The following is a 25,241-nucleotide window of genomic DNA, read 5'->3' as shown; positions in this document are numbered from 1 at the left end:
ATATAGAATACTCCTATTATACCAAAGAAGAAGCCTCCAATTAATTGAAGGCTTCTGACTCATTTATTATACTGTTTCCTCACGTTTTAAGGATACGTTTTGCGAACCTTGATTTAACAAAGTTTTGACTTCTTTAAAGCTGACAAATTTTTTATTCGTTTCATCAAACAATCTAAATCTAATGGATTTTAGACTAGATTTTACGGTAATCGTTGTTGCTTGTTGAAGTGGTGGCGTCGACTCATGTGCATCCTCTAAGTTATAGTTTGGAACCTTTGGACTTAGGTGGTGAACATGGTGGTAGCCAATGTTACCTGTAATCCACTGTAAGACTCTTGGTAGTTTATAGTACGAGCTGCCATCAATAGCTGCTTTAACGTAATCCCATTCTTCTTCATCTTCAAAATAGGAATCTTCAAATTGGTGCTGTACATAGAATAACCAAATCCCAAGACTTCCTGATACAAACATAATTGGTAAGTGGACCATCAAGAAACTCTGCCAACCGACTAATAAAATTAGAACTGTGACTAAAGCAACAATGGACACATTCGTTAGGTAAGTGTTACGAATTTCATTCTTCTTCGCCTCTTTACGATTCATACGGTTTGTCACAAGGAACAAATACAGTGGTCCAAGTACAAACATTACAAATGGGTTTCTATATAAGCGATACTGGAAACGTTCTAGTTTCGAAGCATTAACGTACTCTTCAACTGTCATAATCCACACATCACCTGTACCACGCTTGTCTAAATTACTACTTGTCGCGTGATGGATCGCATGTTCACGTCTCCACTTCTCGTAAGGGAACATCGTAATAATACCTGTTATTGTCCCGATAATATGGTTCGCCTTACGGTTTTTAAAAAAGGATCCATGACCGCAGTCGTGGAAAATAATAAACGTTCTTACGACGAACCCTGCTGCGACGACTGTACACGCTAATGATAACCAAATTGACACCGATAATGAAGCATAAGCTAAATACCATAAAATAAATACTGGTGGAATCGTATTAATAATTTGCCATACACTGGCTTTCGCATCTGATTGTTCAAATTGTTTCATACTCTTTTTAAGTTGTGCTAATTTTGAATGACTCATTTAAATAGCCTCCTTGAAACCATCTTTATGACCTAGTCTTAATGTTAAAGAAATTACTTTGATGACAGTAGTCATGAACGTCAGTAATTATCCATTACATTTGTCATATGACGTCCTTGTTAGTACTTATATTGTTTCAAAGAGGCTCGTGTATATGAGTACTAATAAACAAGTTATGGCAATCATCATATCATGATATGACATTTGTCATACCGACTGTAAAACATTAACATGAAAAGGCATTTAGTTTTAAAGTGATTAAGAAGCAATTGATTTTATGGGACATTATTAAACGTTTATGGGACATTCTTTTTGTCGAAGCTGGGCATTTTGGACAATTTTTGAGACACTGAAAACTGGTTTATGAGACATTGCGGGCTATTTATGGGACATTGGGGCGTTAATTTGAGACATTCGCCAGTGTAAAAAAGCTTTTGCACAACCCGTGCAAAAGCTTCACCAGTTTATTTAGAATTTAATTTCGGCGCAACTCTTTTTTGTGATGCTTGCTCATAACCATAAGCGATTTCAATTAAAGTTGGTTCTGAGAAAGCCGTGCCTGTAAAGGTGATACCAACAGGCTCATTCTTCTTCGTTAATCCAACTGGAACCGTAATAGATGGATAGCCCGCCTTCGCCGGAATTCCTGCCCCAATATTATTCGGGAAGACGATCGCTTCTAGCTTGTGTTCATCTAATGTATAGTCAATTCCTTCTTCTTTAGACAAACGTTGGTCATCGAGTAACTCTTTTAAGTAATCTGGGTCGGTCAATAAACCAGACGTTTTCTGGGCTTCCAAGAACCACTTTTGTCCGTACTTCAACGTTTCTTCTTCATTTTGATTGTGAAAATCAATGACATCATCGAGTGAACGGACAGCCACATCACTCGATATCGTTTTTAAATAAGCGTTTAAACTATTTTTAAATTCATGAATCATGACCCCTAATCCCCAGTTGTGCTCGGTAGTAGGGATGGTGATGTCAAACACTTCAGCGCCTTGTGATTTAAGCACTTGAATAGCTTCGTTCATAAGCTTTTGTTTTTCTTCGTCAATAGCATCAAAGTAAGATTCACGGGCAATCCCAATTCGTTTGCCGTTTAATCCATCTTTTTTTAATCGAAGAGATAATTCTTGTTTAAAAAAAGGTGTCGCTTTGCTTGTTGCTGCATCTTTTTCGTCTTCACCCATAATAGCTTGAAAAACGTGAACAGCATCTGCCACCGTTTTCGCCATTGGCCCTGCCGTATCCTGAGTATGAGAGATTGGTATAATACCGCTTCGGCTAACCGTTCCAACAGTTGGTTTTATACCAACTAAGGAATGCTGGCTTGAAGGACTCAAAATCGAACCTGACGTCTCTGTGCCAATGGATACTGTGGCAAAATTAGCAGCAACTGCAGCACCAGGACCTGCACTCGAACCACCAGTATCAATTTCACCAGGTCCATAAGGATTTAATACTTGTCCAGCTCTTGAGCTATATCCATTTGGCATACCTTCTGTCATAAAATTTGCCCACTCCGTTAAGTTAGCTTTTCCTAAAATGACCGCACCTGCTTCATGCAACTTTTCCGCAACAAATGAATCATTTTTAGCGACATGGTCTTTTAAAGCTAGAGAGCCAGCTGTTGTATGCATTTTGTCACCGGTGTCTATATTATCTTTTAACACAACTGGAATGCCGTGAAGTGGCCCACGCGGACCCTGTTCTTTTCGTTCAACATCCAGTGATTCGGCAATAAACAATGCATCTGGATTGATTTCTGCAATCGAATTAATGTTAGGTCCATCTTGGTCGTAAGTCGCAATGCGATCAAGGTAAATCAAAACTAGCTCACGAGAAGTAAGTTCACCCTCCGATAATCTTTGTTGTAATTGTTCAATCGTTTCATTTAAAAAGTCGTTCTTCATTTGTCTCCCCCTGATTTATTTGAATATTTTTATTAATTTTGACATAATTAGCTTTGCTGTACAACGATAATAGATTAAAGGAGCATAAGATATGATTCATAATATTGAACTAAAAACTGAGCATCTGCACCGATCATTTAATCACTCCTATAAACCTATATTAACGGTAGAATCAGGTGATACCTTACAGCTCACCACACCGGATATTCAGTGGGGATATTCAAAAGCTAAAGGTGAACCTAAAGAAAAACTTGATTCTAGAGAACAAGAAGAAGTTAAAGGACACCCTATTATTGGACCTATTGAGATTAAGAGTGCCAAACCTGGGATGGTACTAGAAATACGTACAAATGATTTAGTTCCAGGTTGGTATGGGACAAACTGGGCAGGCGGATTTAATAGCTGGCAGAATGAAAAACTGAGTCTCACGAACGAAAAGAACGTACAGTTAGACTGGGAATTAGATACTGAAACCATGACTGGAACGACTCGCATTGGAGATCGCGACCTGCGAATCGGGCTTAATCCTTTTATGGGACTTATGGGCGTTGCCCCAGCTGAACCAGGATTACATATAACAGCACCACCAAGACGTGTTGGCGGTAATATCGACTGCAAAGAACTAGGCAGGGGCAGCAGCCTCTTTTTACCAATTGAAGTAGAAGGTGCATTGTTTTCTATTGGAGATGGCCATGCAGCTCAAGGCGACGGTGAAGTATCAGGTACTGCCATTGAGGCTCCTATGGACGTAGTTGATGTGACATTAACGGTTCACGAAGATATGAGCTTGAATATGCCTCGAGCCTGGACACCATCTGGTTGGGTAACGTTTGGTTTTGATGAAGACTTAAATGAAGCAACTGCCACCGCATTAGATGAAATGGTATTGCTCATTCAACGCCTCTATGATGTTAAGAAGACTGAGGCAACTGCATTAGCTAGCACCGTTGTTGATTTGAGAATTACACAGGTAGTCAATGGTGTAAAAGGAGTTCATGCTGTCTTATCTCATGGGGCAATTAGATAAAAATTAAAAATAGCCATAAAAACTTAAGTATAGAGCTTTTCAACGAAGAACAGTATGAAGTTACTTTAACGTTAATAAATTCCATACAAAATGAACACAATAACATTAATATTATTGTGGAGTGATTAAAATGTCTGATAACAAACAAATTAGATTGACCTCAAGTGAAATATCACAACTTTGGACTCAATATATGAATGACACAGCAAGCGTTTGTATGCTTACATACTTTCTAAATAAAGCAGAAGATCAGGAGATTAAAACTGTAATTGAATCAGCTCTTAACATATCCTTAACTCATATAGACGTAATCAAATCAATATTCAAAGAAGAAAAGTTCAAAGTACCTCATGGTTTCACTGTTGAGGAAGATGTAGATTTAGAAGCGCCTCGCTTATATGCTGATAGCTATGTCCTTCATTATATACATCAAATGGCTAAGATTGGCTTAACTAGTTACGCAGTCAGCTTATCCTATTCTGTAAGATCAGACATTACTGAGTTTTACCAACAATGCCTAGATGAGTCGCAAAATTTATATGAACAATCGAAAGACTTATTACTAAATAAAGGTATATTTATTCGATCACCATATATCGATGACATGGAGAGTATAGAATATGTTCAAAAACAAGGGTTTTTATGGGATGTGTTTGGAGAGAAGAGATCTCTAACAGCTTTAGAAATCACAAATCTATATGCTAATATTCAAAGAAATGCATTAGGGACCGCGACATTAATAGGATTTAGCCAAGTAGCACAAACTAAAGAGGTTACTGACTATTTTGTTAGAGGACTTGAAATCGCAAAGAAACATATAAAATTATTTAGTGAAAAACTCAAAGATGATGATTTACCAACTCCTATGTCTTGGGATTCTGAAGTCACTCATAGCACAACATACACATTTAGCGAAAGATTAATGATGTTCTATACAACTGCGCTCATCTCTCTAAGCGTTGGATATTATGGTATGAGTGTTTCAACAAGTCCAAGAGTAGATATTGGAATTATGTATAATCGACTAGCCGTTGAAATACAACTATACTCAGAAGACGGCGCAAATATCATGATTAAAAACGGTTGGCTTGAACAACCACCTATGGCTTCAAACCGTAAAAATTTAGCGGATAAAAATAAAGAGAAGTAGTGAAGATTAACTTTAATCAACACTACTTTTTTATAAAACGATGATTAATCATTCATAAAGTATTCATGACTTCTCACCAAGCTATTTTCTCAATATGTGTCAGTTTAGTTTCTAATGTCTCTATCACAAGGGTCATTAGTTTTTTATCTTTCTGTTCCTGGAATGTTCTCATACTCACCTGGGTCGATCTCGTAAACAGACCCATCAGCAACACCTTCAACAATACCATATAAACCTGTTTCTACCGCTTTCACGAGCTGCCCCTTTTTCTTTTGACCAAAGGATTGAGTTTGTCCTGTTACTTCAAATAGGACTGAGCCACTTCCGTTTAATGCGAATGAACCTAAAGCTGTGCCCGGTAAATCTAAATCTTGAGGGTATAATGAAATATTGTTAAAAATTGAATTACCTACACCTTGAAGCGCTTGGTAAGCAGCTACATTCAACTGCTTAGCAAAATCACCGTTGTATTGATTAGCGTACTCGCTATATTTTGCGCCTTCCTCTGATTTTGGATCCGGTACAAAGACACCTGATAGTGATAACGTCACTTCGTCTTCTGTGCCCTCAACGTAATACTGTCCTTGATGATGAAGGTCTACAAACACATCAACTTTCCCAAACTCATCATGTGCTTCTTTATAAACATCTCTTACGGTTTGAGCTTCGGGCGTGATAAACCAACCCGGGCTAGCAGAATTACCTGGGAAGTCACTCGCTTGTGGAACATAATCCAAGTCAGGGTTGAAGTCACGGTTTACATCAAATCCTGGGTTTGATGCATAATCCCATATTTCGTTTTGCCATGTATAATAGTTCCAGGAGGGTTGGGCATTTTCTAGTTGAGGGAAATCCTCTACCACTTCTTCCCAAGACATGATATTTCCTCTACGATTAGCGTCAGATGCATCTGGGTTCATCATTGGCATTGCAATAATGGTTATCTCTTCGCGAAGCTGCTTGTATTTAGGAGAATTGTTTGTTGCTAGTTGCTTAAGCATATTTACTAATGCTACTGTTCCTGTCTTTTCATTACCATGAATTTCACTTTGAACCATAACCACCTTATCGCCATGACCTACCGTTGCCTTATAGATTTCTAGACCTTGGTTAGAATAACCAGCAACTTCTAAATTTAATACTCCATTACTAACCTCTTCGATTTTTTGAAGCTTCTGTGTTAATTCCGCATGGTCCGTAAAGCCTGATACTGAATACACTTGTTGATCAGGTGTACCTGGTGACATACCAGCTGCTACTGTTAAAGGTAATAATAAGCTTGTACCTACCAATACAGAACTACACAGTAAAGTGAAATCCTATCGTTTTTTAGACATGAACTCCCTCCTATAAAAGTTTGTGATAATTACTATTCTGATTTTTGTCGAATTTAATTATTGAAACATAGCCTGATGAAAATGTGACCATCGTATTATTTTAAATTTTTACTTATCTATATCATTTGGCTTATGTTATAGTAATAAAAATAAATCCAGGAGGGATTATATGAACTTGAACCTTTCCACTAAGAGGCTTAAGCTTCGACCCTTTACAATGAACGACGCATCTCACGTTTATGAACTCGCTAATGATCCAGCGATCACCGAAACTACACTTAATATACCTTATCCATATACATTAGAAGATGCTGAGGAATGGATAATAATGCCTGACGATTCCAGGAAAAATGGGATTTATCCGTTTGCGATTGTTTTAAAAGAAGAAAACCAACTCATTGGAGCCATGACCATCGGAGTCAATCAACGCCACAAACGAGGTGAGTTGGCTTACTGGGTTGGCCAAAATTATTGGGGGCAAGGGTATGCTACTGAGGCTGCTGAACGCATTGTTCAATTCGGAATTCAAGAACTACTTTTACATAAAATGTGGGCTCAAGCATTGACCTTTAATCCAGCGTCGGCAAAAGTCATGCAGAAGATTGGTATGAAGAAAGAAGGAACTTTAATAGACCATTTTTATAAAAATGGTGAGTTTTTAAGTGTTGATGTATATGGAATGAGTGTTTAGAGGTAACTTAAGGAAAATGGAGCATATCGGGCTCGAACCGATGACCTTCTCACTGCCAGTGAGGGTTATGTAATAACTATAGGTTCCTTTGAGTTTTTTTAGTGTCCTTATGTTCCTAGGAAACTGACTTTGCGTTACCTTTAGTGTCCAAATGTAACCTATGCTAAACTCCAATTTGATGACCACAAAAATGACCACAGAATATATTGAGATGTAGAATCATTTGCCTATAGATTTGATAGTATATTATTTTGCTTATATCTGAACCATTATTCGTTCAATAAATAGTTGATATTTTTCATATAATAGCAATTTCGGATGACCGTATCAATTTAAAGTAGCAAATCTAAAATACTAGAAGGCGAGAATGTCTATCTCGCCTTTAAAATTCTTATTATTTATTAAGGGTCTTCGGAATATATAGTGGAATTACTTTTTTAATAGTTTAAAAACAACTGGTGTTTAAATCGGATTTTCTAGTGGGATGTTAGGACAATCAATAGTATTATAAAAGTATCAATCACATACGAGTGATACGTTGGGAAAAAAATAAAATAGTCCAATTTACTTGACCGTGTACTATGGTACACGGTTTATAATATTCATGGGGTGAAATAAGATGATTTACCGCATTAGTGAGTTTGCAGAAAAATGTGGCGTTAATAAAGAAACGATTAGATATTACGAGCGAAAAAATTTACTACAAGAACCTCACCGAACGGAAGCTGGTTATCGGATATATTCATATGATGACGTTAAGCGTGTTGGGTTTATTAAACGAATACAGGAACTTGGATTTTCTTTAAACGAGATTTATAAATTACTTGGTGTTGTAGATAAAGATGAAGTTCGTTGTCAAGATATGTTCGAATTTGTTTCTAAAAAACAAAAGGAAGTTCAAAAACAAATAGAGGATTTAAAACGAATTGAAACTATGTTAGACGACTTAAAACAACGATGTCCAGATGAAAAGCAATTACATTCGTGTCCAATAATAGAAACATTAACATGAGAGATTAACGAAAGGGGCTTTATTATGAATAAATTTAAGGTAAACATTCAAGGAATGACCTGTGCGGGTTGTGAAAAACACGTTGAATCAGCACTTGAAAAGATAGGTGCTAAAAATATTGAGTCTAGTTTTCGTCGTGGTGAAGCAGTATTTGAACTACCCAATGATATTGAGGTTGAAAGTGCAATAAAGGCGATTGATGAAGCAAATTACAAAGCCGGAGAAATTGAAGAAGTATCGTCACAAGAAAACGTGGCGTTAAGTAATGAAGACAATTATGACCTTCTTATTATTGGTTCTGGTGCTGCTGCCTTTTCATCGGCAATTAAAGCTATAGAATACGGTGCAAAAGTTGGAATGATTGAGCGTGGAACGGTTGGGGGAACCTGTGTGAATATTGGCTGTGTTCCGTCAAAAACTCTTCTTAGGGCAGGGGAAATCAATCATTTATCAAAAGACAACCCGTTTATAGGTTTACAAACATCCGCTGGAGAAGTGGATTTAGCTAGTTTAATCACGCAAAAGGATAAATTGGTGAGCGAACTTCGGAATCAAAAATATGTGGATTTAATTGATGAATATAATTTTGATTTAATTAAAGGTGAAGCAAAATTCGTTGATGCTAGTACGGTTGAGGTCAATGGGGCAAAGTTATCTGCAAAACGCTTTTTAATTGCAACAGGTGGATCTCCTTCGTTGCCCCAAATTTCAGGACTTGAAGAAATGGACTATTTAACTAGTACAACACTTCTTGAGTTAAAGAAAATACCAAAACGATTAACTGTAATTGGTTCAGGATACATTGGAATGGAGCTTGGACAACTATTTCATCATTTAGGTTCAGAAATAACGCTTATGCAAAGAAGTGAGCGACTTTTAAAGGAGTATGATCCTGAGATTTCAGAGTCAGTTGAAAAAGCGTTAATTGAACAGGGTATAAACCTTGTCAAAGGGGCAACTTTTGAGCGTGTTGTACAAAGTGGAGAGATAAAAAAGGTTTACGTAACAGTAAATGGCAGTAAAGAAGTTATTGAATCAGATCAGTTACTTGTTGCCACTGGAAGAAAACCAAATACGGATTCTTTAAATTTAAGTGCGGCAGGTGTTGAAACCGGAAAAAATAATGAAATCCTGATCAATGATTTTGGTCAAACAAGTAATGAAAAGATTTATGCAGCAGGAGATGTGACGTTAGGACCGCAATTTGTATATGTAGCAGCCTATGAAGGTGGAATTATTACTGATAATGCTATCGGTGGGTTAAACAAAAAAATAGATTTATCGGTAGTCCCTGCTGTTACGTTTACGAATCCAACGGTTGCAACGGTTGGTTTAACAGAAGAACAAGCAAAAGAGAAAGGGTATGATGTGAAGACATCTGTATTACCTTTAGATGCTGTTCCAAGAGCAATTGTAAACCGTGAAACAACCGGTGTATTTAAACTAGTAGCAGATGCAGAAACACTAAAAGTATTAGGAGTTCATATTGTATCTGAGAATGCAGGAGATGTCATCTATGCAGCATCATTAGCTGTTAAATTTGGCTTAACGATAGAAGATTTAACAGAAACCCTAGCACCATATTTAACAATGGCTGAAGGGCTAAAATTAGCTGCACTTACGTTCGATAAAGATGTTTCGAAATTATCTTGTTGTGCAGGCTAAGGGAACTTTTTTTACAATTCCCTATTCAAGTGAACCAGCTAATACTGTACTAAAGTGTGCAGTAGTTTAGCAAAGTCTACAAAAGGATTTCATACACTATTTTGCGATCACCCATTATATAAATGCTTTAAGGGGTTTTCTAAGTGCATTTGTGGTCACAAAAATAATTTAACACTGATGATTTCGACATCAAATCTATATTTGATACCTTAACACCGCAGAGTAATAAAGGATGAACAATATGTCAGACTTATTATCCCTACCAGACATTAAAACAATAGAATCACCACAAGAAAATGAAACCGATATGATGTTTAAAGTTGAAGCAGTCGGACCACCTGAACGTTGTCCTGAATGTGGTTTTGACAAGTTGTACAAACACAGTTCAAGAAATCAACTAATTATGGATTTGCCCATTCGTTTAAAGCGAGTGGGCTTACAATTGAACCGTAGACGATACAAATGTCGTGAATGCGAATCTACCTTCTGGGAACGCCTAGTATCTGTAGATGAAAAGCGTAGTATGACCAAAAGGCTTTTAAAGTCTATTCAAGAGCAATCCATGTCTAAGACCTTTGTAGAAGTCGCAGAAAGCGTTGGCGTTGACGAGAAAACTATTAGGAACGTTTTTAAGGACTATGTGGCACTCAAAGAACGTGAATACCAGTTTGAAACTCCTAAGTGGCTTGGGATAGACGAGATACATATTATCCGAAGACCTCGGCTTGTATTGACTAATATTGAACGCAGGACTATTTATGACATCAAGCCTAACCGTAACAAGGAAACAGTCATCCAACGTCTTTCAGAAATCAGTGACAGGACTTATATTGAGTACGTCACAATGGATATGTGGAAGCCCTACAAAGACGCAGTGAACACTATCCTTCCACACGCTAAAGTGGTCGTAGATAAGTTTCATGTAATTAGAATGGCTAATCAAGCCTTAGATAACGTCAGAAAGTCTTTGAAAGCTCATATGAGCCAAAAAGAAAGACGTACCCTTATGCGTGAAAGGTTTATCCTTCTAAAGCGTAAACACGATCTAAATGAACGTGAATCATTCCTCTTAGAGACTTGGTTAGGTAATCTTCCTGTCTTAAAAGAAGCCTATGAACTCAAAGAAGAGTTTTACTGGATATGGGATACTCCTGATTCAGATGAAGGTCGTCTTCGTTATAGTCAATGGAGACACCGTTGTATGTCCAGTAACTCTAAAGATGCATATAAAGACCTCGTGAGAGCCGTAGACAACTGGCATGTCGAAATATTCAACTACTTTGATAAAAGGCTCACTAACGCTTATACGGAGTCAATTAACAGCATTATTAGGCAGGTAGAGCGAATGGGTAGAGGTTACTCGTTTGATGCCTTACGAGCCAAAATCCTTTTCAATGAGAAGCTCCATAAAAAGCGTAAGCCACGATTTAATTCAAGTGCTTTCAATAAAGCTATGTTACACGATAATTTCAATTGGTATGAAGTGAATGATCATAACATTACAGACAACTTTGGTGTCGATTTTTCCACACTTATTAAGAATTTGGAGAAGGGTGATTTATAAGCCCTTTTCCACCATAAAAACCGAATACCCTTTATTAATAAATGAATAGGAGTAAATTCTATTTCTGAGCATACTTCAGTATTTTTGTTTTTTAATTCTTTATCTTGATTTAAAAAACTTTGAAGATTAATTTGTTCCACCTAATCATTCTTACAATTGTTTTTGGAAATTAATAATGGGGATTAAATTATTATGAAACTTTAATTGGTACCCCAATTCTTTGTTTCGCAACACATATACCTTCTTTAACAATGTAACATTCGACATAATGGTCTCCTTTAAATAAAGTAGGTTCAAAATGACTAAGTTCATCGGTTTGTTCAATTTGACCTCGAATACAGTCTTCTCTTTTGGCAACATCACCACGGTTTTTAACTTTCCAATACACATTATAAGGAGATGGTACATTTGTAGAAGCCATAAATTTCAAATAACAACCTGGAAGTAATAATTTCTTCTGATTAAGCAACGAATGTAGCCAAACAGTAGATTTATTTTTTTGTAAAACCTCACATTTTAATTCTAATTGATATTGGATGTTAATAGGGAATTTATTATAAATAAACTCTTCTGTTTCTTTATAATCATAGCGTTCGTCCATTTCTGAAGTAGCAAAAGATTTTGACACACTTGATTTGTTATCTTCCCTCTGCTCAGCCCAATAATCATGATTAAAAAACTCTCCCCATGCTTCAATCGCTTGATTATAAGTACATGATGATGTAAATAAAATATCTAATTTTGACAATTTATCTTTAAGACGGTTATAAAGGTTGTCCATTTTTGTACTATCTTTACTTACAAGTTTTAAACTTTTTGTTGAATCTGTTGGATTGTACACCTCTTTATTATACGCCAATCTGTCTTTAATAGCCTTAATAGTATAATAGAATCGTTCATCTATTCGTTCATATGTTTGAAATTGTTCGTTAGCTAAGACACTCTGAATCAGGCCACCAGGCATATTCTTCCAACCATCTCTTGATTTCGAGAACATTTTTAATAACCTTACTACTTCCCTTAGCTTATAATCCTTTTCTTTATTTTGTTCCAAGAACCATTGTGTTAAAGAACGTGGATCTCTTTCTCTCCATTCACTGCCGCAATGCTCATAGATATATTTCTTTCCGTCCTTATATCTTCTGTATATAGCGAAGTCAATATGATATCCCTCTGCATAGACAATCCTTACACAATTAGTCTTCGCTTCTGGTTCAACTTTAAACTGGTTGGTTTTCTTTTTAAGTGCATTCACAACCACATTTTTAGTAGCGGTTGTTCCAGGTGGCAAGTTATCTTTTTCAAAGACAATTGCTACGTCAATGTCATAGTCATTACTATCATTCTGAATAACAGTAGACATAGCAACACTCCCTTGAACAATCGGCTCTTCCGCAAATTTATAATCTGTTCCTTTTTCTTCGTTATACTCTATTAATCCATCCTTTAAACGGTTTATATTTAAGTTCTTTTTAGTAAAAAGTGAATCCCTTCCACTTTTAGGTAAGACAACATAATTTTTATAAAACGTATTTAATTTACTTTGAAGGTCGTACATCTTCATTTAAATCCTCCTTTAAGACTTTTATTTCAATTGGTTCTTCAATCTTTTTTAAAGTTATTACCCAATTATACTTAGGAAATGATTTTCTAACATAGTTGTACACCTTAATTTCAGCATCCATTCTCGGTGAGATTGCACTTCCTAATAGAAATGCTAATGATGTTTGTCCTGAATAGAACAAATGAATTCTATTAAGTTGAGGAAACTTTTGATTGATTTCATCCAATAATCGTCTAAATTTATCTTTATAATCACGAAGTTGTTCATTGCTGATAATCGCATTTCTGTGGGGATGATCTATATATAAGTAAAACGAATTTAGGTCCTCCAAACCAAGCCCTCTAAGATCAGAGTCTTCAATAGGGTAGGTTATTCCAATTTTGATTATTACTTCCCTCGTTTCTCCTAAGCTCTGACTTATTTCATTCTTTTCTATTAATAATGCAGGGTACCCACCCTTTCGATCTTCAATTTTTTCCCATGCTAACTTAACTTGGTTCCATTCAAAAAATAGAATATTTGATTTATCTGCTAACTGATAGCCAATCAAAAAGACTAATGGAATATGTGCTAATCCCAAATATGCGAGCTCACTATCGTCACTTCCTTCAAAACGATTAAGTAATCTTTGGGTTATTTTCTGTTGCTCTCTCAGAGCATGTTGTAAGTTATGTTTATCTATTATTTTAAGTTCTTCTGTTTGATTTAATTGATACACTTCTATGTTGTAATTGGTCAGTTCTTTTCCTATGTTTAAATAGCTTACAGATTCTATAGAAGAATGCCGAATCTGTAACATATTTTGTTTCTTTACTTTATCCCTTGTTTTAAAATAAAACCAAAAGGCAGAAGCTGTTAAACATCCACCAACAATGACAGTGGTTATTAGATAGCCATAATGAATAGTACCCCCTGGTAATTCTATTTTAAGGTTGAAAACATCATTTATAATAGAAATAAAAGGGTTTAACCACCAATTTTGTGTAAATCCAGATGAAATAATTAATAATCCTGTTGAAAGAAGCAACATTGTTACTTTCTTTTCAAACATTCCTTTAAATACACTTTTAATTAATGCGAAGATTTTATTCACCCCTTAATTATATCTCCTAACAAATGGTTATAGTATTATTTTACCATATTTTGAAATTCAAATTTGAAACACATTATATAATATCTAGACAAGAATATTAATCATTTAAAACTGTTAATAAATCTAACGCTTCCGTTAGCCAACCTAAAGATGAAATAAAAAAACTACTTACAAACGTTCTAGCAAGCGTAAGGTTCTAAAATAGTTCCAGTTACCTATAATTCAATAAGTACGAAACCTCTCGATGCATGAACCTATTGCGTCCTTTGGTTAATGCTACAATACATTATTAGTCAGCTATTTTTCAGGTTATAGACTTTCAATCACTACTAATAGTATTAACATCAAAAAACAGTCTATCACAATACTCCCTTGATAGACTGTCTTTTGTGTATTCATTATTAACTTGTTACCATTTCTTCATAAACTTCTTCAAACATGTAATTCATAACTGTATTCTTAAAGTCACTATTCTCCAACATTTTCATAAAGAATTCTTCGTTTGTTGTCATTCTATCAATTACAATATCCAAAAACGCCTCTTCATAACTAAATTTAAAATTGTCTTTCGTATTCACTTTTGCTTTTTGAGCTAAGTCTTCATTATTGATTATATCCTCTTTAATTTGATCAAAGGATAATTTATCTGTTTCTGTAAATTCCGTTCCGAATCGATCATTAAGACGCTCTATAATGGATGATAATCTTTCTTTTTCTTCTTCTGGTGTTGCACTTGCACCGAACGAGGTTGGTTTTAACTTGTGATCCTCACCAGATTGTAAGGAGATACTGCCTTCAAATACTTTTTCATTTTTATAATAGGCGAGGGCAACATCATCAGCTAAATCAACACCATCAGAGAGGTGTTTAGGTAATTTTTTAAATAAATAATTTAAGTATACATATAACTTATGAAGCTCGATATCAGCAAACGGACCTATTTGAAGTACAAATGAATATGTTCTTATAAATTTGGAACATGCAGATTTAAAGTCATCTTGTTGTTCTGAATTTAAGTCTTCATTAAACCGTTTTAACCCAAGATCTAATAATGAATTGAGTTTTTCTTGTAATCTCGAATTCCTTTTATTGTCGCTATACTCCAAATTCGCAATTTCATCAACTTCTTCGTTTGAATATACTTGATAAGCATCTAATTCTGTTTGAATATCATAGAGGATATTCGGATCTGTAGTATCCTCTACTTGCGTCACCTCGTAATACGGTTCAAATGCTTTTTGAATATCTTCCGCTTCATTAACAAAGTCCAAGACAAACGTATCATTTTTACCCTTACATGTACGATTCAATCGAGATAGGGTCTGAACTGCTTTGATTCCGTCCAATTTCTTATCAACGTACATCGTATGAAGAAGCGGTTCATCAAAACCCGTTTGATATTTCTCAGCCACCAATAAAACTTGATAGTCATCGCTGTGAAACTTATCGGGTAATTCTCCTTCGCTAAACCCATTCATTTCTACTTCAGTATATGGAACACCATTATCATCTACCGTTCCAGAGAATGCCACGACTGATTGCAAGTCAGTATAACCTTTCTCAGTGATGTATTTGTCAAAAGCATGTTTATATCTAACCGCATGAAGTCGACTACTAGTCACCACCATTGCTTTGGCTCTTCCACCTATTTTATGTTGAGTCACTTGCCTGAAATGTTCAACCATAATTTCAGTTTTTTGAGCAATATTGTGTGGATGTAATGAGACATAGCGTGCAATTGCTTTCGATGCTTTTTTACTTCCAACTTCAGGATCATCATCAATCTGTTTCGCCAGCTTAAAGAATGTCTTATAAGTGACATAATTCTTTAGCACATCTAAAATAAAACCTTCTTCAATAGCTTGTCGCATGGTGTATTCATGGAATGGCCTCGGTAGTCCATCATTTCCTGGTGTTCCGAATTTTTCAAGTGTTTTTGGTTTAGGTGTAGCGGTAAAAGCGAAGAAAGAGATATTTTCTTGTTGACCACTTTTAGCAATTTCCTCAAGAATTCGGTCTTCAGCATCTTTTAATTCGTCTTCCGCTATTTGCTCTTCTTCCATCGCTTCCTCTAACGTTTTATTGGATAATAGACTTGTCATTGCTCTTGCTGATTTACCACCTTGTGAAGAATGTGCCTCATCTATAATAATGGCATATTTCCCTTTTGATATTTCATTCACTTGATCGATGATAAAAGGGAACTTTTGGAGTGTTGTCACAATAATCTTTGCCTTATTTTTGATTGCTTGAGCTAACTGTTCTGAGTTTTTTTCAATTTTTTCCACAAATCCTGTCTTGTGTTCAAGCTGGTATATCGCATCCTGTAATTGCTTATCTAAAACGCGTCTATCGGTAACAACAATCACACTATCAAACATGGCTTCATCGTGTTCATCATGTAATTTTGCCAACCGATGTGAGAGCCATGAAATGCTATTTGTCTTACCTGATCCTGCTGAATGTTGGGATAAATAGCTTTTACCTGCTCCATTCTTTTTAACATCTTCTTCAATTTGTCGAACAGCATCAAGTTGATGATAACGAGGAAAGATCACCGTTTCCCTTTTGTCTATGACTTCTCCATTGCTATCTTTGATGTCTTCTTCTTGCACAAACATAAAACGAAAAAGAATGTCTAACAAGCTATCTTTATGCAAAATATCTTTCCATAAATACGACGTTTTGTAATCGTTATAAACAGTTGGGTTGCCACGACCACCATTGTTTCCCCGATTAAAAGGTAAAAAGAATGTCTTATCTTCGCTCACTCGTGTAGTCATATATACCTCATCTGGATCAACTGCAAAATACACTAAAGCACGTTTTTTAAATTGAAACAATAATTCATTGGGGTCACGGTCCTTTTTAAACTGCATCTTGGCATTATCCACCGTTTGACCTGTTAAATGGTTTTTCAATTCCATCACAATGATGGGTAAACCATTCAAAGAAAGGAGGACATCAATGCTGTTGTTATTCTTCTGGCTGTAGTACACTTGTCGACTGACTGTAAAGAGGTTTTGTTCATATTGCTCCCACAGTGTTCGATTCATTGTTGAAACAGGCTTATTATAGGCTAACGTCAACTTAACGCCATAATCTTTGACTCCATGTCTCAAACAATCAATCATGCCTCGACTTGAAAGCTCTTTTGATAAACGATGAATAATCTTTTGCTTATAGTTTTCTTTATATGCCCGCTTCAACTTTTCCAACTGTTTTGGCTGAGTCGCTTCTAAAAACTGAAAGAATACCTCTGTATCGATGGCATGTTGTTTAAATTCATCCAACGATTCTCCAGTCAATTTACGCTCAATATAACCTGAGCGAACCAATTCAGATTCAATATTTTCTTCAAAACCTTTTTCAGTATAATCAATCGGCATGTGCCTCCTCCTTTCTTTCCAGTGGATAGTCACGTACATCTATTTTTCCAGTAACCGCTTCATAGATGAGAGATTGGCGGTATTCTTCGAACTTTTTAATTTGACGAGTTATATCAATTATTACTCTATCAATATTATTTATTTCCTCTTCAATATAATTTGAAATATTCTTTTGTTCTTCTAAATCTGGGGAAATTGGAAAATAAATATTGCCAACTTGCGAAAAGTTCAACCCCTCTCTGGAACTACCATTTTGGCTTCTATCTATCTGATCTTTAACTGTTTGAGAAACCATTAATTTTGAAAGCAGTGATGGATAAATTTGAACTTTTGAAGGTCGAATAATACATACATGTTGATTGACATTTGCATCTGGAAAACCTGTGGGTACAATACAAGACCGTCCAATGGAAGCTCCAGTTATATTCAACAATATATCATTTGAAATAACTCTTGTTGATTTCATATCATAATCTATTTTTTTATCAATATAAACTACATCATCTAACTTCAACCCTTTATTATGAACGTTCATACTTCTTATAAAAACTACTCCATCTGAACTATAAACTTCACTTCCACCTTTAGGTGTTTTTCCACTACCTATGAATGTAGAAATATGTTTTATTTTTTTTACACTCCATTTTTCGGGTATCATGCCCAGCCAAGTTAGTTCGGAATCCTTCATCTTAACATCAGGGTCTAACCCTTTTGTCACCGCTTCTGTAATGATTGCTTGCCTTTTTTCCTCTAAAAGCTCTATTAAACGTTCTTTATCAGCAATTAAATCATCAACCTCTGATGTTTTTTGATCGAGGAAATCTGCTATTTTTCTTTGCTCATTCAATGGTGGAACAGGCATTTTTATTTTCCCTTGAGCCTGTTTGTTAAGTATTCCTACTACAACCTTATTTGAATATTTTTCATATTCTTGTTCTGATGCAATAGTACAGTATAATCCATATCTATTATTCCATTCCTCATTGTCAAAAATTATAGAGTTAATTTGTTGATTTGTCGCACACTCAACACTATTAATTCCAACTTTACCTACAGACCCTATACAGCAAACTAATGCAGAGTATGGTGGAATTAACCTTGCCTTTTTCACCCCAACCCCACTTAATTTTTCCTTTGTTTCTGAAATCCTGTGGTTCTCTAAAATATTGTCTGGTTTCACCCATGGTACATATCCGTTCTTATAATTTTCTTCTTGTGCTTTAGGGGGGGTGTTTCCAGTAACTAAACTTGCCAATCTATCTAATTTATGAATCTCCCAAGTTTTAGGAATCTCCCCCATCCAACTAAGATTTTCTTTTGTATATTCTAAGTATTGATTATATTGTTTCACCCCATCACCTTCTTCAATTTATCCATAATGCTTTCTTCCAATTCACGAATTTCATTTGAGACTTCCTCTGAACTTCTCAGATTTGTGTATTGATAAAAATGTCTGGTGAACGGAATCTCATAACCAATTTTGATGGTTTCCTCATCCATCCATGCATCTGGTACATGGGGTTTCACCTCGCGTTCGAAATATTCATGGATGTCTTCTTTTAAAGGAATGTTTTCCGTATCTCTTAGGTCTGGATCTGGTTCGGGATTGTCTTTTTTATCTGTACAAATTTCAGCTGTCTCATCTTTTTCAGATAGTGCCGATAAAACAGCCTTTTTTAAGGTAGCATTCAACTTAATGTTTGCATTCTTAAAGGCATCAGTGAGTAATTTTTCAAATTCTTCTCGGTTTTTGTATAGTTCATCGCTTTCTAATTCCTGAAGGGCGGTGACGATTAATTGTTGTAGTTTTTCACCTTCTTCAACTTCTTTTACTCCCGCTTCACCTTTTTTCTTAGATTTAACTAAATTCTGAAATGCTTTTTCATCATTGAGACGATGAATGCGGCCATCATCAACTTTAAAATTCAAACGTAACGGTCGTTCAATAGTGACTTTTCGATAACCGAAGTCTTCATTGTCAAAAACCTTGCTATACTCATTTTCACTAAATTCTCCGTAAAGCTGTGTGATATTATTGATATCCGCTTCATCTAATTCATGACGTTTTTGCCCCAGGCTCTTCTTCATCTTTTTATAAAACTTCGTACCATCCACTAATTGAATTTTTCCTTTTCGATGAGCTGGCTTATTATTTGTCAGAATCCATATGTAAGTGGATATACCAGTGTTATAAAACATTTGATCAGGCAATGCTACAATGCTTTCCACTAAATCATGCTCAATTAGATATTTACGTATATTACTTTCCCCAGACCCTGCATCTCCTGTAAATAATGGGCTTCCATTAAAAACAATAGCAATACGTGATCCATTTGGGTTTTCCTCTGACAAAGGCTTCATTTTCGATACTAAATGCTGCAAGAATAGAAGTTGACCATCATTAATCCTTGGAAGGCCCGCACCAAAGCGTCCATTATAGCCTTGATTCTCGTGTTCTTCTGTTACCGCCTTTTTGACAGGTTTCCATTCCACCCCAAATGGTGGATTCGTTAATAAATAATCGAATTTCTGATTCGAGAACTGATCTTGAGACAATGTATTTCCAAATGCGAGGTTTTTGGCTTCTTCACCTTTAATAAGTACGTCAGCTTTACAAATTGCATATGATTCTTCATTAAATTCTTGACCAAAAAACTTTAAGCTAGCAGAGGGATTATGCTCACGAATATATTCTGAAGCAACTGAACCCATTCCACCGGTACCTGCACAAGGGTCATATAACGTCTTAGTGATTCCTTCGGTTGTGAACACCTCATCATCGTTAAGGAACAACAGATGGCACATTAGCCGTATAACTTCTCTTGGTGTGTAGTGGTCCCCAGCTTCAGCGTGTTCATTGAAGCGTCTGATCAGTTCTTCGAAAATATAACCCATTTCTATATTTGATACTGTTTCAGGATGTAAATCAATCTCACTGAACCGTTTGACGACAAGATATAGCAAGTCATTTCGGTCCATTTTTTCGATTTGTGTATCAAAGTTAAAATAGTCGATAATGTCTCTTGCCGTTTGCGAAAAGCCATTTATGTAATCTCGTAAATTATCAGCAATGTTGTCTGAATCACTTAATAGTTTTTGAAAATCATATTTACTAACATTATTAAACTTCTGTTTCGATGTTCGATTTAAAATCTCGTCACGTGACTCTTCAGGTAAGTTCTTATATTTATCATATTGCGATAATACATCTTCCTTTGTTTCTTCTAGAACACAATCAAATCTTCTTAAAACAGCCATCGGTAAAACAACTTTACCGTAATCTTCTTTTTTATATGGCCCACGCAAAATTTCAGCTATTGACCATATAAAATTGACTTTATCATTAAAGTTCTTCATATTTTTACCGCTCCCTTATTCCATTCCATTGTTTATTATTTTTCAGGCATAATTAATATCTGCAAGCCTTTATCTACTCCGTAATCCCACATCTTTATAAAAGGACTTGTATTATCAGGCAAAATAAACGTTCTTTCTTCTAACGGTTTAATAGGTTCTTCACTACCTTTACAACCATGTTTAAACGTAGCTGGGTGAATTAATATTTCTCTTCTACTATCATTATAATATGTTATTTTCATTATTAACCCCCTTGCAAAGATAAAGCCTCTCAGTTATTCTCCATCAAAATACTTAATAAAGTATAGTTCAATTATATCAACAAATTACAGCTTTTGCCATGAGTCAATAACAGTCTATATAGCTTTGAGAAATCGAAAAATTCAACAAGACATGTAATAAAATTCTAGCAGTTCATAAACATAAAGTCAGATGCTTTTACGATGAATCAAATTTATATTAATCAATGTTGGTTTCCTGACTGTATTTTACTTAAAGGTGATTTTAAAAGTTTGTATTATAAAATGGGGGTTAAATTGTAACGCAATTTAAGACTCACTTTCATTGTTATTTTAACGTTTATATTTATTTTGATTAATTATTTACACACTAAAATGTAACCTAATTTGTAAATCTACAATAATTCTTGTGAACCTGAAAAATCACGAACAAAACTAAGGAAATTTTTAACTAAAAAAGAGCAAATTCCATTTAGGAAAAAGCTCACTTTTTTGAAAAAGCATAAGGTTATAAATAAAGTAGATAAAGAACCAGCAAATTTTAATGTAATCATTTTCCACCGATTAAAATATCCTGAAGGTAATGATTTTAATATGCCATTTTACTAAAAATATATTTACTTATATAATTTAATAAAGAATTTAAATGGGTATGTTTCGGAGGGTCGCAATTAATTCATGCGTTAATGGCATTTAGCTATCATACCCTTATTAATCAAGTTTCCGATGGCCACGCCATTGTTGGAGGACCCCACAGCCTCGTCCTATAGGTAGTATATAACTCCTATGGCCAATCACTTTGTGATTGTAGTTGCACTCAATACGTTAGTTGCACCGATAATATCACGATGACTAACATAACCACATTGAATGCATCGATAAGTTCTAGTATTTGTTTTATTTTTTCTTTTACATTTTGGGCAACTTTGCGAAGTATATTTTGGATTCACAAGTTCGACTTGTATCCCCGCATCTTCACATTTATATTGAATATATTGACTCAATCGATAAAACGACCATTGATGTAATCTTAATGTGTTTTTCTTGTCTGTTTTAATATCTCTAATACCAGTTAACTTTTCCATTTTTAATAATCTTACATCGTTCTCTTTCAAGTAATTCACCAATTCCCGACTTAACTGATGATCTTGTTCCCTCATCCACCTTTCTTCCTTATTAGCTATTTTTTTCACAAGGTATGATTTATTTTGATTTATTAACTCCTTTCTTTTGCTTCTAAACCATCGTCTTCTAAAGGCGAGATACCTGCCATTACCGATAAACTTTATTTTCCCATTTGATGTCTTGACTACGATGGGGCACTTTATCCCTAAATCAATTCCTGCGATATTCTCAACTTTAAGTGGTTCAAGAGTGGAATTATCTTTCAGCACAATCATTGCAATCCACTTATTATTAATCTTTTTGATGGTGACTAACATTGCCTGTAATCTTCGAAGTTGTTCCCTAATGTAATCACCTCTACTGTTTAGATTTGCTTTGATTACCTGTGCACGCCCCCACCCATCAGCAGTTAAAAAAGTAACAGATATTGCATCATCGTAGACTTTTAATGTTTGTCCTTGCCATTGACAGATATGTTTTTTGACAATTGGTTTTAAATGATAACCCCTTTTTTGGGATATATCATGGTATTTATAGGCTTCTCGAATTGCCTGATTCTTCATAGAGGACGGTAGAGGAGTATCAATATCCTTCGTTGTTTTATAGATTCTACTTTTAGCCTCTACCATTTCTTCGATTAACTCATTAATCAGTTTCGTACGTTCTTTTGCCATGTGATTTAGATTTTCAATCTGATTAGGTGTTGGAAATATCTTAATTTTAACTGTACGGTACTTTACATTTTTCCGCATTGTATCCTCTTTTAATAAATTTGCTTTGTTCATAGGCCATTAACACCCCCTTTTTTGAGTTTAGGTAATAATAGGCAACTCTCATTATTCTAGAATGTCTAAAAAACATAAATTTATTAAATTTATTTATTATATGATTTCATTGCAACCATCTATCTTCTGTTTTAAACCAATAGTGTCATGAACCCAACTGTATTATTCTGTCTTAATTAAACTAACTTTTGGTGATCATTTTCCTCTCATTTAGTAATTTACTTAGCTGTTTATTTTTAATTCAATACCTTCAATTACTTTGCAAGATTATTACATTTTTAGATGAGTAAACATTAAGATAAATGAAATTACCTATTTCAAAATTAGACCCCAACTTATTACATTGACTATATGAGATTACACAATTAAAAGAAGGAAATATACTTACTAAAGGGAAGTGAAAGAAAAAAGAACGAAGCTAAGATGAAAAAGAAGTAAAGATTATTTTTGGTTTTAACTATTATTTTATCGATGGTTGAATAATATTTATTCTATTAAGTATAAATTTTGAGCAGAGTAATAGTGGAGTATTTGGGCAACCAGAAAAGTCAGGTTTTTTTGGTTCAGAAGCAACAAAGAATTCTTCAGATTATTGAAGATGTCTTATAGGGGGAAGTCTCCTAGCTCAATGAACCAGATGAGTTTAAAAATGAGCAATAAAAAATAAAATCTAAAAGGACTTAGATAAAAATCTAAGCCCCAAATTATCATATTTTACATCGATTAATATTACAAATAAAAGTTAGGTTCCTACTAACTCAATCTTTAACGATGTTTAAGCGATAATATCAATGCTATAAATGACATTACGATTGCCACACCAGAAATTATAAAAGTTGCTGTAGTCATATTTATCACCTCCGTTTCAGTTATAATTTTCATTTATTTATCTACTATAAAAATATGAAACTATTAAAGGGGGAATCATTATGAACCAACAACAACTTATGAAAATGAAGCCAGAAGAGCGTGTTGTGTATGTAAATGAGATGTTAAAAAAAGAGACAACTGATCACTTAAAAAATGTAGCTCAAAAGCACGGCATCTCTCCTTCAAAATTCAGTAAAATCATGAGAGAAGGAAATTATCAATATCATCAAGCAGAGAAGGAGTATTATAAGTTACTGACCCTTGAAGAGTACAAATCAATGATGTCAAGAACAACTTCCCATTCGGACGATCTAATAGATTTCCTGAATGCCCACCAAGATGAACTGAAGAAACTTTTAGAATATACAAAAACGCAACCGATTATAGATCCTGAAGTTTATGACCCGAAATCAAAAACACAAGTCAAAAGTATTCAAATAAATTCTGATATTTATGAACGGTTCACAACGCTGCAATCAACGAAATTTCCTCACTTTCGTTTAAACATGCTATTCAGTCAATGTTTGCTTGAATTCATAAAAAAATATGAATGACTTATAAATCCTCCAAAAGTGGAGGGTTTATTTAATTGTTTGAAACATCCTCTTTAAAGTCATACAACTTATTGTTATAAAGAAAAACACCTGTCCTCATTAGTACGAGAACAGGTGTTAGCACTTATAAAAATGTTGTTTTTGTTTAAAGCTAATACTCATTATTTTTCACCACCATTGATTTAAACCTAGTTGTTCTTTTATGAATTTAAGAAATTATGGTTTTTAAAGTTTGAACAAAAACAGACACCCCTGAGTTTGACAGCTAGGGTGTCTACTTTTGAACACTTGTGCTGACCCCTATTGAGTAAGCTAAGTCTATAACATGAAGGGCAGTTCGTCACAACACGAACTGTCTTTCATCTAAATTATATCTCTATTTTATTGAAATAACAAAAAGAAATAAGAGCTCCTCAATTGTTTCGCATTGATTTAGCTATTTGATGCTAAAACTATTAAGTTATAAATTAGATTATTTTTTTCCATGATATCTTTTGTAAAATTCTAATTCCTTCAATAATTTTCTTTGTTTTGGTGACATTGTAATCTCTGGTAAAGGAATATTTAATCTACGATAGCCTTTATCCCTTTTATCCTTTGCATCATTCACTAGTTGTTCAAATATTTTAATTAATTCTTCATTAAGGCTTTGAGAATTATCATATAGGTATTTTTCAGTTACCTGAAAAACTTCTCGAAGATAATTTCCTACTTGTTCTTCACTCAGTTGCCTTATCGAAGAATAAACTTCTTCCTTATTTAATTTATTCAATACGTACCAACCTTTCTGTACTTA

18 protein-coding genes are annotated in these 25,241 nt (G+C 34.7%); 7 read left to right on the top strand and 11 right to left on the bottom strand.

Annotated elements, in window-relative coordinates; genetic code table 11:
- Nucleotides 1-66: 66 nt before the first annotated feature.
- Both ACFSW4_RS04455 and ACFSW4_RS04450 read right to left on the bottom strand, forming a co-directional pair.
- Nucleotides 67-1,107, bottom strand: coding sequence for a fatty acid desaturase (locus tag ACFSW4_RS04455; protein WP_377327706.1), 1,041 nt, complete (start codon nucleotides 1,105-1,107; stop codon nucleotides 67-69).
- 464 nt (nucleotides 1,108-1,571) lie between these two features.
- Nucleotides 1,572-3,023 (bottom strand): amidase family protein, encoded by a 1,452-nt coding sequence (locus tag ACFSW4_RS04450; protein ID WP_377327704.1) that lies wholly within the window; start codon nucleotides 3,021-3,023, stop codon nucleotides 1,572-1,574.
- Nucleotides 3,024-3,114: 91 nt separating this feature from the next.
- Between ACFSW4_RS04450 and ACFSW4_RS04445 the strand changes: the two genes are divergently transcribed.
- Together ACFSW4_RS04445 and ACFSW4_RS04440 are read left to right on the top strand one after the other, a co-directional pair.
- A complete protein-coding gene (locus ACFSW4_RS04445; RefSeq protein WP_377327702.1) occupies nucleotides 3,115-4,050 on the top strand; it encodes an acetamidase/formamidase family protein in 936 nt (311 codons plus the stop codon).
- A 130-nt stretch (nucleotides 4,051-4,180) separates the two neighbouring features.
- A complete protein-coding gene (locus tag ACFSW4_RS04440; RefSeq protein ID WP_377327700.1) occupies nucleotides 4,181-5,200 on the top strand; it encodes a DUF3231 family protein in 1,020 nt (339 codons plus the stop codon).
- A 143-nt stretch (nucleotides 5,201-5,343) separates the two neighbouring features.
- Here ACFSW4_RS04440 and ACFSW4_RS04435 read toward each other — a convergent pair whose 3' ends face one another.
- Complete coding sequence (locus tag ACFSW4_RS04435) at nucleotides 5,344-6,447, bottom strand: M14 family zinc carboxypeptidase (RefSeq protein WP_279401433.1); 1,104 nt, start codon at nucleotides 6,445-6,447, stop codon at nucleotides 5,344-5,346.
- Between the two features lie 259 nt (nucleotides 6,448-6,706).
- Between ACFSW4_RS04435 and ACFSW4_RS04430 the strand changes: the two genes are divergently transcribed.
- The 4 genes from ACFSW4_RS04430 (at nucleotide 6,707) to ACFSW4_RS04415 (ending at nucleotide 11,469) form a co-directional block, all read left to right on the top strand.
- Complete coding sequence (locus ACFSW4_RS04430) at nucleotides 6,707-7,228, top strand: GNAT family N-acetyltransferase (RefSeq protein WP_377327698.1); 522 nt, start codon at nucleotides 6,707-6,709, stop codon at nucleotides 7,226-7,228.
- Between the two features lie 619 nt (nucleotides 7,229-7,847).
- Nucleotides 7,848-8,240 carry an Hg(II)-responsive transcriptional regulator gene (gene merR / locus ACFSW4_RS04425; protein WP_017186745.1) on the top strand — a complete coding sequence of 131 codons (393 nt, stop codon included), beginning with the start codon at nucleotides 7,848-7,850 and terminating at the stop codon, nucleotides 8,238-8,240.
- Between the two features lie 24 nt (nucleotides 8,241-8,264).
- On the top strand, nucleotides 8,265-9,905 hold the full coding sequence (merA, locus tag ACFSW4_RS04420; protein ID WP_377327696.1) for a mercury(II) reductase: 1,641 nt from the start codon (nucleotides 8,265-8,267) through the stop codon (nucleotides 9,903-9,905).
- Nucleotides 9,906-10,146: 241 nt separating this feature from the next.
- Nucleotides 10,147-11,469, top strand: a complete 1,323-nt coding sequence (locus ACFSW4_RS04415) for an ISL3 family transposase (RefSeq protein WP_054752560.1) — start codon at nucleotides 10,147-10,149, stop codon at nucleotides 11,467-11,469.
- 190 nt (nucleotides 11,470-11,659) lie between these two features.
- Here the strand turns inward: ACFSW4_RS04415 and ACFSW4_RS04410 are convergent, their stop codons facing one another.
- From ACFSW4_RS04410 to ACFSW4_RS04380, 7 genes are all read right to left on the bottom strand, one after another.
- Entirely contained in the window at nucleotides 11,660-13,033 is a 1,374-nt protein-coding gene (locus ACFSW4_RS04410; protein WP_377327694.1) for a nucleotide-binding domain-containing protein, read from the bottom strand.
- A complete protein-coding gene (locus tag ACFSW4_RS04405) occupies nucleotides 13,008-14,126 on the bottom strand; it encodes an SAVED domain-containing protein (RefSeq protein ID WP_377327692.1) in 1,119 nt (372 codons plus the stop codon). The genes ACFSW4_RS04410 and ACFSW4_RS04405 overlap by 26 nt, the downstream gene beginning before the upstream one ends.
- Nucleotides 14,127-14,527: 401 nt before the next feature.
- Complete coding sequence (locus tag ACFSW4_RS04400; RefSeq protein ID WP_377327690.1) at nucleotides 14,528-17,515, bottom strand: type I restriction endonuclease subunit R; 2,988 nt, start codon at nucleotides 17,513-17,515, stop codon at nucleotides 14,528-14,530.
- A complete protein-coding gene (locus ACFSW4_RS04395; protein WP_377327688.1) occupies nucleotides 17,505-18,866 on the bottom strand; it encodes a restriction endonuclease subunit S in 1,362 nt (453 codons plus the stop codon). Before ACFSW4_RS04395 ends, ACFSW4_RS04400 begins: the two co-directional genes overlap by 11 nt.
- Entirely contained in the window at nucleotides 18,863-20,872 is a 2,010-nt protein-coding gene (locus ACFSW4_RS04390) for a type I restriction-modification system subunit M (RefSeq protein WP_377327686.1), read from the bottom strand. Before ACFSW4_RS04390 ends, ACFSW4_RS04395 begins: the two co-directional genes overlap by 4 nt.
- 35 nt (nucleotides 20,873-20,907) lie before the next feature.
- Nucleotides 20,908-21,114 carry a hypothetical protein gene (locus tag ACFSW4_RS04385; RefSeq protein WP_054752571.1) on the bottom strand — a complete coding sequence of 69 codons (207 nt, stop codon included), beginning with the start codon at nucleotides 21,112-21,114 and terminating at the stop codon, nucleotides 20,908-20,910.
- Between the two features lie 791 nt (nucleotides 21,115-21,905).
- Entirely contained in the window at nucleotides 21,906-23,021 is a 1,116-nt protein-coding gene (locus tag ACFSW4_RS04380) for an RNA-guided endonuclease InsQ/TnpB family protein (RefSeq protein ID WP_377327684.1), read from the bottom strand.
- 929 nt (nucleotides 23,022-23,950) lie between these two features.
- On the opposite strand from ACFSW4_RS04380, the gene ACFSW4_RS04375 reads away from it, so the two are divergent.
- Nucleotides 23,951-24,445: a hypothetical protein gene (locus ACFSW4_RS04375; protein WP_377327682.1), complete on the top strand. Its 495-nt coding sequence runs from the start codon at nucleotides 23,951-23,953 to the stop codon at nucleotides 24,443-24,445.
- A 472-nt stretch (nucleotides 24,446-24,917) separates the two neighbouring features.
- Here the strand turns inward: ACFSW4_RS04375 and ACFSW4_RS04370 are convergent, their stop codons facing one another.
- Nucleotides 24,918-25,217, bottom strand: a complete 300-nt coding sequence (locus tag ACFSW4_RS04370) for a hypothetical protein (RefSeq protein ID WP_377327680.1) — start codon at nucleotides 25,215-25,217, stop codon at nucleotides 24,918-24,920.
- Nucleotides 25,218-25,241: the final 24 nt, after the last annotated feature.

The organism is Piscibacillus salipiscarius, from assembly GCF_042685285.1.
Taxonomy (GTDB): domain Bacteria; phylum Bacillota; class Bacilli; order Bacillales; family Alkalibacillaceae; genus Piscibacillus; species Piscibacillus salipiscarius.
The sequence above is the reverse complement of the archived record's forward strand: the minus strand, read 5'-3'. Positions and strand labels throughout refer to the sequence as shown.

Coding starts and splice junctions, on each gene's coding strand:
- ACFSW4_RS04375 (WP_377327682.1), top strand. CDS start 23,951: ATGAACCAACAACAACTTATGAAAATGAAGCCAGAAGAGCGTGTTGTG.
- ACFSW4_RS04445 (WP_377327702.1), top strand. CDS start 3,115: ATGATTCATAATATTGAACTAAAAACTGAGCATCTGCACCGATCATTT.
- ACFSW4_RS04435 (WP_279401433.1), bottom strand. CDS start 6,447: ATGTCACCAGGTACACCTGATCAACAAGTGTATTCAGTATCAGGCTTT.
- ACFSW4_RS04400 (WP_377327690.1), bottom strand. CDS start 17,515: ATGCCGATTGATTATACTGAAAAAGGTTTTGAAGAAAATATTGAATCT.
- ACFSW4_RS04450 (WP_377327704.1), bottom strand. CDS start 3,023: ATGAAGAACGACTTTTTAAATGAAACGATTGAACAATTACAACAAAGA.
- ACFSW4_RS04415 (WP_054752560.1), top strand. CDS start 10,147: ATGTCAGACTTATTATCCCTACCAGACATTAAAACAATAGAATCACCA.
- merR (WP_017186745.1), top strand. CDS start 7,848: ATGATTTACCGCATTAGTGAGTTTGCAGAAAAATGTGGCGTTAATAAA.
- ACFSW4_RS04440 (WP_377327700.1), top strand. CDS start 4,181: ATGTCTGATAACAAACAAATTAGATTGACCTCAAGTGAAATATCACAA.
- merA (WP_377327696.1), top strand. CDS start 8,265: ATGAATAAATTTAAGGTAAACATTCAAGGAATGACCTGTGCGGGTTGT.
- ACFSW4_RS04390 (WP_377327686.1), bottom strand. CDS start 20,872: ATGAAGAACTTTAATGATAAAGTCAATTTTATATGGTCAATAGCTGAA.
- ACFSW4_RS04385 (WP_054752571.1), bottom strand. CDS start 21,114: ATGAAAATAACATATTATAATGATAGTAGAAGAGAAATATTAATTCAC.
- ACFSW4_RS04410 (WP_377327694.1), bottom strand. CDS start 13,033: ATGAAGATGTACGACCTTCAAAGTAAATTAAATACGTTTTATAAAAAT.
- ACFSW4_RS04380 (WP_377327684.1), bottom strand. CDS start 23,021: ATGAACAAAGCAAATTTATTAAAAGAGGATACAATGCGGAAAAATGTA.
- ACFSW4_RS04430 (WP_377327698.1), top strand. CDS start 6,707: ATGAACTTGAACCTTTCCACTAAGAGGCTTAAGCTTCGACCCTTTACA.
- ACFSW4_RS04455 (WP_377327706.1), bottom strand. CDS start 1,107: ATGAGTCATTCAAAATTAGCACAACTTAAAAAGAGTATGAAACAATTT.